The 12,923-nt window shown below is 65.1% G+C and carries 7 protein-coding genes and 1 pseudogene; 4 read left to right on the top strand and 4 right to left on the bottom strand.

Going from position 1 to position 12,923, the window contains the following annotated elements:
• Nucleotides 1–56: 56 nt before the first annotated feature.
• A complete protein-coding gene (locus AAFG50_RS33300) occupies nucleotides 57–1,406 on the bottom strand; it encodes a malonyl-CoA decarboxylase (protein WP_011089468.1) in 1,350 nt (449 codons plus the stop codon).
• Between the two features lie 299 nt (nucleotides 1,407–1,705).
• Nucleotides 1,706–2,506 (bottom strand): helix-turn-helix transcriptional regulator, encoded by an 801-nt coding sequence (locus AAFG50_RS33295; protein ID WP_038967656.1) that lies wholly within the window; start codon nucleotides 2,504–2,506, stop codon nucleotides 1,706–1,708.
• 59 nt (nucleotides 2,507–2,565) lie between these two features.
• Here AAFG50_RS33295 and AAFG50_RS33290 point away from each other — a divergent pair, with 59 nt between their 5' ends.
• The gene (locus tag AAFG50_RS33290) at nucleotides 2,566–3,738 is read left to right on the top strand and encodes an MFS transporter (RefSeq protein WP_011089466.1); all 1,173 of its coding nucleotides are present in this window, start codon (nucleotides 2,566–2,568) and stop codon (nucleotides 3,736–3,738) included.
• 419 nt (nucleotides 3,739–4,157) lie between these two features.
• Here the strand turns inward: AAFG50_RS33290 and AAFG50_RS33285 are convergent, their stop codons facing one another.
• Both AAFG50_RS33285 and AAFG50_RS33280 read right to left on the bottom strand, forming a co-directional pair.
• Nucleotides 4,158–7,316: a multidrug efflux RND transporter permease subunit gene (locus tag AAFG50_RS33285; RefSeq protein WP_028174565.1), complete on the bottom strand. Its 3,159-nt coding sequence runs from the start codon at nucleotides 7,314–7,316 to the stop codon at nucleotides 4,158–4,160.
• 12 nt (nucleotides 7,317–7,328) lie between these two features.
• Nucleotides 7,329–8,522, bottom strand: coding sequence for an efflux RND transporter periplasmic adaptor subunit (locus AAFG50_RS33280; protein WP_028174566.1), 1,194 nt, complete (start codon nucleotides 8,520–8,522; stop codon nucleotides 7,329–7,331).
• A gap of 243 nt (nucleotides 8,523–8,765) precedes the next feature.
• On the opposite strand from AAFG50_RS33280, the pseudogene AAFG50_RS33275 reads away from it, so the two are divergent.
• From AAFG50_RS33275 to AAFG50_RS33265, 3 genes and pseudogenes are all read left to right on the top strand, one after another.
• Nucleotides 8,766–9,556, top strand: a pseudogene (locus tag AAFG50_RS33275) (ABC transporter substrate-binding protein).
• Nucleotides 9,557–9,741: 185 nt separating this feature from the next.
• Nucleotides 9,742–11,448 (top strand): alkaline phosphatase family protein, encoded by a 1,707-nt coding sequence (locus tag AAFG50_RS33270; protein WP_028174567.1) that lies wholly within the window; start codon nucleotides 9,742–9,744, stop codon nucleotides 11,446–11,448.
• A gap of 13 nt (nucleotides 11,449–11,461) precedes the next feature.
• Nucleotides 11,462–12,805, top strand: a complete 1,344-nt coding sequence (locus AAFG50_RS33265) for a cytochrome c peroxidase (RefSeq protein ID WP_028174568.1) — start codon at nucleotides 11,462–11,464, stop codon at nucleotides 12,803–12,805.
• Nucleotides 12,806–12,923: the final 118 nt, after the last annotated feature.

Here is a 12,923-nt window from a genome sequence, read left to right as displayed (position 1 = left end):
ATAGTCGCGAGAACTCTCCCCAACGTCGTCCTGGCTTTCGCCAGGACGACAGAACCCTACGACAGCCGCATGTCCAGCAGCCGCCGTCCTTCGCCCTTCAGCAGCTTCTTCACCGCGCTCGAGGCAACGATCTCGCCGTCATTGGCGTAGGCTTCGTGGTTCTTCTCGATGTCGTCGAGGCGGTAGAGGTAGTTGACCATCACGCCGGCCGACTCGCGCACGCCCTTGGGCGAGAGGTCGCCGAGCCAGTTGATGCGCTCGAGCCGCGCGCCGTTGCCGAGATGGAAGCGGGCGACGGAGTCGATCAGCCGGCCCTTCGCCGTGCGGGCCTTCAGGAAGTAGTGCGCCGCGAGCGGCTCCAGTATGCCGCGCAGCAGTGCCGTCGTCTCGGGGTTCTCGAACCATTTGGGATCGTCGAGGCGCTTCAGCACCTCGCGATCCTCGTCCGACAGCGGCAGCTCCTTGTCCTGCTTGACCCATTGCATGAAGCCCGGCACCGGCGACAGCGTCACGAAGCTGTCGAGCTTCGGCAATTCGCGGCGCAGCTCTTCCACCACCTGCTTGATCAGGAAGCTGCCGAACGAGATGCCGCCGAGGCCACGCTGGGTGTTGGAGATCGAATAGAACACGGCGGTGCGCGCGCGCTCGATCGGCAGATGCTGGCGGTCGACCGCCAGTAGCGGCGCGATCGCGCCGGGGATCGTCTCGGTCAGCGCCACCTCGACGAAGATCAGGGGCTCGTCCACCATCGCCGGATGGAAGAAGGCGTAGCAGCGGCGGTCGACCGGATCGATGCGACGGCGCAGATCGTCCCAGTCGCTGATCTCGTGGACGGCTTCATAGCGAATGATCTTTTCGAGGATGTTGGCCGGGGTTGACCAGTCAATCCTGCGCAGCACGAGAAACCCCCTGTTGAACCACGAAGAAAGCAGATGCGAGACGTCGCGATCGAGCGCGGCGAGATCGGTGTGTCCGTTCATCATGCCGAGCAGGTCGGCACGCATGTTGACGAGGTCGCCGGTGCCGCCGGGCGCGCGGTTGAGGCGGCGGATCAGCTCCTGCCGGCGCGGCTCGGAGGCGAAATGCAGCGAGCTCGCGTCCTCGTCGCTGGGCTTGGCGCGCCATTTCTCTATCGCCTTGGACAGGCGTTCCCGGTCGGGGCCGAAATCGCGCACCAGTGCCTCGAAGAAGGCGCGGCGTCCTGCCGCATCCAGGTCCTGGTAGAGATCGAGCACCTCGCGCGCCATGGCTGTGCCGGAGGCTTCGCCCCGGCCCGACAGCAGCGCACCGCAGAGCGCGATCAGCCCGTCGGCGTCCTGTTTGGTATCCGCGGAATCGCGACGAAGCAGCGTACGGCCGCGCTCGGAGATGGTGGCGAGGAGATCGGAGAAGAAGGCGTTAGCCATCTGGGCCTTTCGAAACCGGTTTGTGCGGTGCGGAAGCTTACACGGGATTTAGGCAGAAGCCGATCACAATCAAGCAGGCGAATTTGGCAACTTTAGTCAGGGCAGGCGACTCAGGAACGTTGTCATGCCCCGCGAAGACCGTCGCGCTTCACAACCGCTGTCATGCCCCGCGCAGGCGGGGCATCCAGTACGCCGCGGCGTCTCGGTTCTAGCCGCGCCGTCTCGGAGTACTGGATTGCCCGCCTTCGCGGGCAATGACACCGGGAGTGGAGCGGCGAGCAACGACACCGAGGTTGCCGCTACCCCTTCCCCGCAAACGCCGTCGGCGTCCGCCCTGTCACCTGGCGGAACGCGGCCGAGAACGCCGGCACGCTGGCATAGCCGAGCTGGGTCGCGAGCTGCTTCACCGAGACGTTCGCATCCGTGGACAGCCGCTGGATTGCCGCGGCGATCCGGGCGCGCTGGCACCAGCTCTTGAAGCTCAGCTGCGTCTCCGTGGAGAACAGCCGCGACAGCGTGCGCGCGGAGGTTCCGACCTCGCGCGCCAGCGTATCGATGTCGTGCAGGCCGGTTGGGTCGTCGAGCACGATCATCGCGGCGCGCCGGCAGCGCGGCTCGCGCGGCAGCGGCACGAAGGTCGCGGAATCCTCGGCCTGGTGCAATTCCAGCATGACGAGGCGAACCAGCAGCTCGGTGCGCTCTTCCGTGTTGCGCGCGTCGAACAGCGCGAGGATCGCCTGGTTGAGCAACGGCGAGACCCGCACCACGAATTCCTTGGTCAGGCCTTCATAGCGTTGCTCGCGCTTCAGCCAGGGCAGGTCGAAATAAAGCGTGCGCAACTCGATGTCGGCGAGCAGGTCGATGGCATGCTCGAGCCCGGCCGGAACCCAGACGGCGCGGTCCGGCGGCACCAGCCAGCGGCCCTTCGGTGTCGTCACCTGCATCGTGCCCTTGGCGGCATAGACGAGCTGCGCCTCGCGGTGCATGTGCGGATCGAGCCGCAGGCCCCTGGGGTAGTCACGCGCGACCAGATGCACGCCCGCAGGCGAGCGATGGTTGCTCCGGACCTCCCGGAGGATTGGCGTTTCCAAGACAGTCATTGGCTGCATCCCGTCATTTGCCCGAAATATAACTCATTTCGGAGCAGGAGAGGATTCGTATGAACAGCCCCAGCCGGGTCATCAGTTTCGTCAACGCAGGCCATTTCATCGACCATTATTCGATGCTGATCTTCGCTGCCGCCGTGATCATCATGGGGCCGGCGCTCGGCATGGCCTATTCGGAACTCTTGCCTTACGCGACGCCGGGCTTCATCGCGTTCGGCGCGGGCTCGCTGCTGACAGGCTGGCTCGGGGACCGCTGGAGCCGCCGCCACATGATGCTGATCTTCTTCGTCGGCATTGGCCTCTCCATGATCTCGGTCGGCTTCGTGCAGACCCCGGTTCAGCTCGGCGCGGCGCTGCTGGCGATCGGCATCTTCGCCTCGATCTACCATCCCGTCGGCACCGCCATGATCGTGTCCTATGCCGACCGGCTCGGCCGCGAGATGGGCATCAACGGCGTCTGGGGCAATCTCGGCGTGGCCTCCTCCGCGCTGGTGACCGGCGTGATCGGCCAGTATCTCGGCTGGCGTTTTGCCTTCATCGTCCCCGGCGTCGTCACCATCCTGATCGGCATCGCCTTTGCGATGATGGTCGTGCACGAGGACCGCAAGGGCTCGAAGCAGGCGGCGGCGCAGGCGCGCGTCGCCAAGCAGGACATGTGGCGCGTGATCCTGGCGCTGCTGATCGTGGTGATCGCGATCTCCACCACCTTCAACGCCGTCACCGTCGCGCTGCCGAAGCTGTTCGCGGAGCGGCTCGCCGATCTCACCAGGAGCCCGGCGCTGCTCGGCGTCATCGCGGCCTGTGTCTACGTGTTCGGCGCGATGACCCAGTACACGATCGGCCGGCTGCTCGACCGCTATTCGCTGAAGACGGTGGCGCTGCCGCTGTCCTTCATGCTGGCGCCGTTCCTGTATCTGGCTGCGAGCCTGTCCAATCTGCCGCTGATCCTGGTCTCGATCGGCATCGTCATGGGTGCGTTCGGGCAGGTCACGGTCAACGATGCCATGGTCGGCAAATACACCACGGAGGAGTGGCGCTCGCGCGCCTATGCGGTGCGCTATTTCGTCGGCTTCACCGCCGCCGGCGCCTCCGTCGGCCTGGTCGCCTGGCTCTACGAGCAGGGCGGCTTCGTCACCATGCTGCACGCCTTCGCCGCGCTCTGCCTGCTCGCGATCGCAGCCGCGTTGATCCTGCCGCGCGAGATCCGGACGCCGCAAGCGGCGTGAGGGGCAGTGAGGCGGGCGGCTCGCGCCACCCCGTCATTCCGGGGCGTCGCGCAGCGACGAGCCCGGAATCCATCTACCCGCAGCCTCTGCCGCCCGATGGATTCCGGGCTCGCGCCTGTCGGCGCGCCCCGGAATGACAGAAGAGATGCGCGCAGCTGCTTCAGCCTCGTCATTGCGAGCGTAGCGAAGCAATCCAGAATCGTTCCGCGGCGGGACTCTGGATTGCTTCGCTGCGCTCGCAATGACGGAGGAGATGGCGGCACATCGTGCATGCCACCCATCATGCAATTCTGCCAGTGTCTTGCCCGACGGGTCAAACGCTGGCGTCGCTGAAAAAAACTCAACGCCATCAACGCCGTTCTACTGTGCATGGGGTTGTTTTCGACTTTTTAATCGGAGCGGGCCTCCGCAGAAGAAGCCTACGGCTTCACCTCCACGGCCGGCTGCGTTTTCGGCGCCTTCTTCGACGCCCGCCAGTTCTCGAACCGCTGCACCACCACGAAGAACGCGGGCACGAACAGCACCGCGAGGCAGGTCGAGGCCAGCATGCCCGAGAACACGGTGATGCCGATCGACTTGCGGGCGCTGGCGCCGGCGCCGGTCGCGATCACCAGCGGCACCACGCCGAGGATGAAGGCGAACGAGGTCATCAGGATCGGGCGGAAGCGGGCGCGGGCCGCCTCGATCGCCGACTCCAGGATCGGCTTGCCGTCGCGGCCGTGGAGCTCCAGCCCGACCTCGACGATCAGGATGGCGTTCTTGGCCGACAGCGCGATCAGCAGGATCAGGCCTATCTGGCAATAGAGGTTGTTGTCGATCTTGAGGCCGTTGAGGATCAGCATCGGCCCGATCAGCGACAGCGGCACGGCGAGGATCACCGAGATCGGCGCGTACCAGCTCTCGTACTGGCCGGCGAGCACGAGATAGACCAGCAGCATGGCGAGGCCGAACACCCAGTAGATCTGGTTCGAGACCGCCTTCTCCTGGTACGACATCGCGGTCCATTCATAGCCGGTGCCGGGCGGCAGCGTCTTGTCCGCGATCTCCTCCATCAGCTTCAGCGACTGGCCGGACGAATAGCCCTGCGCCGGCAGGCCGATGATGGTCGAGGAGGGATAGAGATTGTAGAGGCTGATCAGCGACGGGCCGGTGGCCGGCGTGATCGTGGCCACCGTGCCGATCGGGATCATGTCGCCGTTCGAGTTGCGCACCTGCATGTCGGCGATGTCGCGCTCGGTGACGCGGAAGGCCGGATCGGCTTGCGTATAGACCTGGAACACGCGGCCGAACTTGTTGAACTGGTTGACGAAGGACGAGCCGAGATAGGTCGACAGCGCGGAGAACACCTGATCGGTGGTGACATGCAAAGTCTGGGTCTTGACGCGGTCGATCTCGACGTTGAATTGCGGCACCGACGAGCGGAACGAGGACTGGACGCGCTGGAGCGCGCTCTGGCTCTGGCCGTTGCTGACCACCGCGCCGGTGATGGCCTGCAGCTTGGCGAAATCGCTGTTGCCGTCGCGCAGCTCGACCTGCATCGAGAAGCCGGCGGCGTTGCCGATGCCCTGGATCGGCGGCGGCGGCAGCACGATGGTGCGCGCCTCCATGATCACAGCGAGCTTGTCGTTCAGCCCGTAGACCAGCGAGCGCAGATCCTCGCCGGGACCTTTGCGCGCGTCCCAATCCTTCAGGATGATGTAGGCGACGCCGGCATTGGCAAGGCTCGCACTGCTGTCGAGCGCGGAGATGCCGGCGATTGTGATGACCTGCTGGACGCCCGGCGTCTCCTTGATGATCTCGCTGGCCCGGTCGAGCACCTTCTGGGTCCGCTCCAGCGAGGCGCCGTCGGGCAGTTGGATGGCGGCGATCAGATAGCCCTGGTCCTCGATCGGCAGGAAACCGGTCGGCACCCGCGACAGGCCGTAGCCGCCGATCCCGATCAGCACCAGCGCCACCGCGACCGACACCGTGGCGTGCCTGACCAGGAAGGTGATCAGCCGCGTGTAGCCGCGCTCGACCCGGTTATAGACGTTGTTGAAGCCGCGATAGAAGAAGTTGCGCTGCTCCGGCGGCACCGCGGGCCGCAGCCACAGTGCGCATTGCGTCGGCTTCAGGGTCGCCGCGTTGATGGCGGACAAGAGCGCGGTCGCCGCGATCACCAGCGCGAATTGCGAGTAGATGCGGCCCGTGAGGCCCGCCAGGAACGAGGCCGGGAGGAACACCGAGATCAGCACCAGCGTGATGCCGACGATCGGCGCGAACAGCTGGTCCATCGCCTTGATCGCGGCGTCGTGGCCGTTCATGCCCTGCTCGATATTGTGGGCGGCGCCTTCGACCACCACGATGGCGTCGTCGACGACGATGCCGATCGCCAGCACGATCGCGAACAGCGTGGACATGTTGATGGTGAAGCCGAGCGCCGCCATCGCGGCGAAGGCGCCGATGATGGTCACCGGCACGGTCGTTGCCGGCACCAGCATGGCGCGCCAGTCCTGCAGGAACACCAGGATCACGACCAGCACGAGCAGGCCGGCCTCGATCAGCGTCATGTAGACCTCGTGCACCGAGGCCTCGACGAATTTGGTTGTGTCGAACGGCGTGTCGTATTTGATGCCTTCCGGGAAGCGCTTGGCGAGCTCCGCCATCTTCTTCTCGACGGCCTGCTCGACCTGGAGCGCGTTGGCGCCCGGCGACTGGAACACGCCGATGCCGACGGCGGGCTGCTTGTTCAGCGAAAAGATCTGGCTGTAGGTCTGCGCGCCGAGTTCGACCCAGCCGACGTCGCGCACCCGCGTGACGTCGCCGCTGGTGCCTGACTTGACGATGATGTTCTCGAACTGGCTGGTGTCGTCGAGCCGGCCGTTGACGTTGAGCGTGTATTGGAACGCCTGGCCCGGTGGCGTCGGCGGCGCGCCGACCTGGCCGGCGGAGACCTGCTGGCTCTGCTGCTGGATCGCCTGGATCACGTCCTGCGGCACGAGGCCACGGACTTGCAGCTTGCTCGGGTCGAGCCACACCCGCATCGAATACTGGCCTGCGCCGAACACGGTGACGTTGCCGACGCCGGGCAGGCGCGAGAGCTCGTCGCGGATGTTGATGGTGGCGTAGTTGCTCAAATAGAGACTGTCGAACCGGGAGTCCGGGGAGGTCAGCGTCACGAACAGCAGGATCGAGGTCGATTTCTTCTGGACGGTGACGCCCTGGTTCTGCACGGACGTCGGCAGTTGCGACAGCGCGCTGGAGACGCGGTTCTGCACCAGCACCTGCGCGAAGTTGAGGTCGGTGCCGATCTTGAAGGTCACGGTCAGCGTATAGGTGCCGTCGGAGCCGCTGTAGGACTGCATGTAAAGCATGTCCTCGACGCCGTTGACCTGTTGTTCGATCGGCAAGGCAACCGTGTCGATCACGGTCTTGGCGCTGGCGCCGGGATAGCGCGTGGTGACCTGCACCGTCGGCGGCACCACGTCGGGGTATTGCGCGATCGCGAGGTTGAACAGCGCGACGCCGCCGATCAGGATCATCAGCAGTGCGATGACGTTCGAGAGGACCGGCCGCTCGATGAAGAATTTTGAGATCATGGCAGGCAGCTCCTACTTGGCAGACGCCTGCGGCTGCTCGATCTTCGTCACTTGCGGGTCGATCTTCTGGCCCGGGATCACCCGCAGCAGCCCCGCGATCACGACGCGGTCGTCCGGCTTCAGCCCGCTCTCGATCACGCGCAGGCCGTTATCGGTGGGGCCGATCTGCACCTTGCGCTGCTCGACGACGTTGTCGCCATTGACCACCAGCAGATAGCGGCCGCCCTGGTCGCTGCCGAGCGCGGTGTCGGGAACGAGGAGCGCGCCCTTCTCCTGGTCGAAGGGCACGCGGACGCGGACGAAATAGCCGGGCAGCAGCACCCGCTTGTCGTTGGGGACGAGGCCGCGCACGGCAAGCGTACCGGTCGACTGGTTGAGAGTCGGCGAGACGTAGTCGAGCTTGCCTTCATGCGGATAGCCGGTCTCGTTTTGGAGGCCGACTTGAATCGGAAATTGCTTGAGGTCGGTGGGCGTCAGTCCCCGGCGGGCCGCTTCGGCGCGGATGCGTAGCACGTCCTGCTCGTTGACGGTGAAGTTCACCCAGATCGGGTCCATCGCGACGATGGTCGCGAGCTGGGTCGGGGAGGAGACGCCGACGAGCTCGCCGATCGAGACCATGTGGGCGCTGACGACGCCGTCGAACGGCGCGGTGACCTTGGTGTAGCCGTAGTTGACCTCGGCGATCCTGGTGTTGGCCTGCGCCTGCAGGAGATTGGCCTGCGCGTTTTCGCGGGTCGAGGTCGAGGTGTCGAGGGTGGCCTGCGAGACCGCCTGCCGCTGCACCAGATCGCTTTGCCGCTTGAAGTCGGCCTCCGCCTGCCGGAGCGAGGCCTGGGCGCCGGCCTCGGCCGCCTGCGCCTGCTCGAGCTTCAGCTTGTAGGTCTCGGGCTCGATGGTAAAGAGCTGGGTGCCCTGCTTGACGAAGGTGCCGTCTTGGTAGTCGATCGACTGCAGGAAACCCTGCACGCGCGCCACCAAGTCGACATTCTTGATCGGCGCGGTGTTGCCGGTGGCCTCGACATAGCGCGTCACCGGCCGCTGCACGGGCGTCGCCACGTCCACCTTGGGCGGGGGCGGAGCCACGTAGGCGTTCTTGTCCTCGCAGCCGGCGAGCGCGATCACGGCGGCCGTGGCGGCTAGCGCCCGTCCAACATGTCTCCACGCTCCATTGCGATGTGCGGGAGATGCGGGATTCGCGCGCGTCATTCGGTGGCCCCCGATTGCTGTCTGTCGGTGCGGCAGGCTACCAACAAATGTCCGGCCGTGGAACACCATAGCCATGGCGGTCGTCGGCCTTGCACTGCGAACGGCGATGTGGCCTTTGACAGGTTTGTCATGACAAACCGCTTTTCACCGCGCGCACGATCGACCAGAATTGTGTCAAAGGTCGTGTGGCGGAAGCGAAGCGGTCGGGACGACGAGAACAAGAAAACGCGAGGAGAACATGACATGTCCGCGTCCGTCCAATCGGCCCTCTCCGGTCTCGTTCTCGCAGCGGCGGTTGCCATGCCCGCGCTAGCCGATGGGCTGAAGGACGAGATCGCGCCGACCGGCAAGCTGCGGGTCGCGATCGCAATCAGCCCGCAGGCGGCGCATTCTGGTCGACCAGGACGGAAACCGGCTATGCCGGCGTGCCGGTGGACCTCGGCAAGGAGATGGCGGCCCAGCTCGGCGTTGGCGTCGAATATGTCGTGCACCAGAACTCCGGACAGATCACCGACGCGGCCAGCAAAGGCACCTGGGATGTCACCTGGCTGCCAAAGGACCCCGAGCGCGAGAGCAAGATGATGTTCGGGCCGATCTACGAGGTCGCGGACGCCACCTACATCGTCAAGGCTGGTTCGAACGTGACCAATTTTGCCTCGCTCGACCAGCCCGGCATCAAGGTCGCGGCCGTCAACGCCACCACCACCATGCGTGGCGCTGTCGCGCATCTCAAGAACGCTGAGGTCACCGGCTATCAGACCTATGACGAGATCTTCGGCCTCCTGAGGAGCGGCGAGATCGACGCCTTCGCGCTGTCGCGCGACCAGCTCAACAAGATGGCGCAGAAGATTCCCGGTACAAAGGTGCTGGACGAGACGTTCAAGAAGACGGTGACGGCCGTCGCGGTACCGCTCGGCCACAACCGGGCGCTGACCTTCGTCACCAAATTCATGAACGAGGCGACGATCAACGGCACCTTGCGCAAGGCCTATGACAACAATGGCCTGAAGGATTCTCCGATCCGCACCGAGTAGACGCCCGCTGTGGCGGACTCCTCACCATGAGGGTCGAGGAAGGCAGCTTCGGGCAAATCGCCCGTGTAGAAAATCTTGTCTGAACAACTGCGCAAAGTGTCTCTTGCGTCAAACTGACACAGCTCTGTCATCGCGCGCCATTAACGTTCCCGGGGTCGGCGTCAATCCTTCGGGGCAACACAACAATGAAATCCAGATTTCTGACGACGGCCGCGATTTTCGCGGCCGCGACGGCACTCGCATGCGCCATGCCTGTTCTCGCGGACGATTTCGGTCGGGACCGCGATCATGATCACGATCGTCACCGTCATCCGCATGACATCCACACCGAGACGCCGATCAAGCATCTCGTGATCATCTTCAACGAGAACCGCTCGTTCGACCATTATTTCGCGACCTATCCGAACGCGGCCAATCCGTCCGGCTCTATACCCTTCGTGCCGAAGCCGCACACGCCGAAGGTCAACAACCTCGTCACGGCGAACCTGCTGGTCAACAACCCGAACAACAGCCCGGCCAACGGCACCGGCGCGACGGATCCGTTCCGTCTCGACCGCACCCAGGCCAACACGCGCTCGCAGAACCATGCCTACACGCCCGAGCAGCAGGCGGTGGACAACGGCAAGGAAGACCTGTTCCCGAAATTCACCGGCCGCGGCACGGCCGGCGGCGCCGGCGCGTTCGGCACCAACGGCCAGGTGATGGGCTATTTCGACGGCAACACTGTCACGGCCTTCTGGAACTACGCCCAGCACTTCGCCATGAGCGACAATCACTGGACCGACACGTTCGGTCCGTCCACGCCCGGCATGCTGGAAGTGGTCTCCGGCCAGACCAACGGCGCGCAGAACGTCGTCGGCACCTCGTCCTCGATCGCCGACGGCCAGGGCGGCCTGACGCTGATCGGCGACACCGATCCTGCCTACGATTCCTGCTCGAGCACGACCAGCACCGTGCTGATGACCAGCAAGAACATCGGCGATCTGCTCAACGACGAGCGCATCAGCTGGGGCAGCTTCATGGGCGGCTTCGACCTGACGCTCAAGAACGCCAACGGCACCACCGGTTGCGGCCGCAGCACCTTCTCGAGCAACGTCAACGGCACCATCGTGGACTACAGTCCGCACCACGCCTTCTTCCAGTACTACAAGTCGACCGCCAACCCGACCCATGCGCGGCCGAGCTCGGTCCAGGCGATTGGCCATACCCACGACTTCAACGGCAAGGTTGATCCGGCCAACCACAACTACGATCTCGAGGACTTCTACGCCGCGGTGAAGGCCGGCAACTTCCCGGCCGTCTCCTACATCAAGATGCCGGCCTTCCAGGACGGTCACGCCGGCAATTCCGATCCGCTCGACGAGCAGGTGGGCAATGTCGAGCTGATCAACTTCCTCCAGAAGCAGCCGGAGTGGCGCGAGACCGCGGTCATCATCACCTATGACGACTCCGACGGCTGGTACGATCACCAATACGTCGCGCCGAAGAGCGCCTCCTACGATCCGACCGCCGACCAGGTCAACGGTCCGGGCCTGTGCGGTCTCGGCCCGCAGAAGCAGCCGGCGCCGAAGGGGCTTAGCGGCAAGCCGGTGAACGGCCGCTGCGGCCCGGGCACCCGCGTTCCCTTCATCGTGGTTTCGCCCTATGCGAGGACGAACTTCGTCAGCCACACCTACATCTCGCAGGCCTCGGTGGTGCGGTTCATCGAGGACAATTGGCTGCGCGGCCAGCGTCTCGGCGGCGGCTCGTTCGACGCCGGCGCCGGGTCGATCATGGACCTGTTCGACTTCGATCATGATCATCGCCACGATCTCCGGGTGGACGCGCTGTTCCTTGACCCGACCTCCGGCACTGTCATGACCAGCCCGCCGGACGAGCATCACCATCACTAAGACGCAAGGTCATATGAACAGCCGCACCATGTGGCTTTTCGGCGCCGGCCTGCTTTGTCTGGCCGGCGCCGTCCTTGCCGTCGCGACGCAGGGATTTGCGGAAGCAAATCCCGCGGGTGCGAATCCGAACCCGGTTCGTCTCATGCGTCCGCCGGCCGCTCCGCTCTCGGCGATGGCGCAGCTCGGCAGGGAGATTTTTTACGACGCCTCGCTGTCGTCCTCGGGCGCGCTGTCATGCGCGTCCTGTCACAGCCCGGATCACGCCTACGGTCCGCCCAATGACGGGCCGGTCATGCTCGGCGGCGCGACCTTGTCGCGCCCGGGCGCACGCGCGGTGCCGTCGCTGACCTATCTTGAGCGCCATCCGAATTTCAGCATCGGCCCCGACAAGGGTGACGACGACAACGTCGTCTACCTCGCGCAGATGGCGGCGCTCGGCCAGCAGGCGGCGCGCACGACCAAGACCGCGGGCGGTAGCGGCGCGTCGGCGAACATCGTGCCGCAGGGCGGCCTGTTCTGGGACGGCCGCGCCGACACGTTGCAGGACCAGGCGCTGTTTCCGCTGCTCGATCCCAACGAGATGGACGGCGGCAGCGCCGAGATCGTCGCGGACAAGCTGCGGCGTGCGCCCTACGCCAACCGCTTCGTCGAGCTGTTCGGCGCTGGTGTGCTGAAGAATCAGCGGCTGCTGATCGCGGAAGCGATGTTCGCGGTGGCGCGCTATCAGGTCGAGGAGCCGAGCTTCCATCCCTACACCAGCAAGTACGACTACTGGCTCGAGGGCAAGGCGCGGCTGTCCGAGAGCGAGCTGCGCGGGCTGCAAGCGTTCAACGATCCCGACAAGGCCAATTGTGCCGGCTGCCACACTTCGGCACCGACCCGCGACGGCCTGCCGCCGCTGTTCACCGATCACCAGTACGAGGCGCTCGGCGCGCCGCGCAATGCCGCGCTCGTCAAGAATCGCGACCCCAATTATTTCGACCTCGGCGTCTGCGGCCCGCATCGCACCGACATGCCCGAGCAGACCCAATATTGCGGCATGTTCCTGACGCCGACGCTGCGCAACACCGCAGTGCGCCACGCCTTCTTCCACAACGGCGTCTTCCGCAGCCTCGAGCAGGTGCTCGACTTCTACAATTTTCGCGACACCAATCCGGAGAAGGTCTTTCCGCACGGCGCCGACGGCGCGGTGCGGAAATACGACGACCTGCCGCAAAAATATCACGCCAATGTCGACGTCACCGATCCGCCGTTCGACCGCCACCCCGGCGACAGACCGGCGATGACGGACCAGGAAGAGGCCGACATCATCGCGTTCCTGAAGACCCTGACGGACGGATACAAGCCGGAAAATTAGGGCGTGTGTGTATAAAAGCGGTCTGGGCGTGCGGGGGGCGCCGGCGCCACCAAGGCCTCGGCCGTGGTCGCCGCGGTTGAGCCAAAAGAGTCGGTTGTCGCCTGCATGAACACGCTGG

The organism is Bradyrhizobium sp. B039, assembly GCF_038965675.1.
Classification (GTDB): Bacteria; Pseudomonadota; Alphaproteobacteria; order Rhizobiales; family Xanthobacteraceae; genus Bradyrhizobium; species Bradyrhizobium diazoefficiens.
Note: the sequence above shows the minus strand (reverse complement) of the source record. Positions and strands in the feature narration are given on the sequence as shown.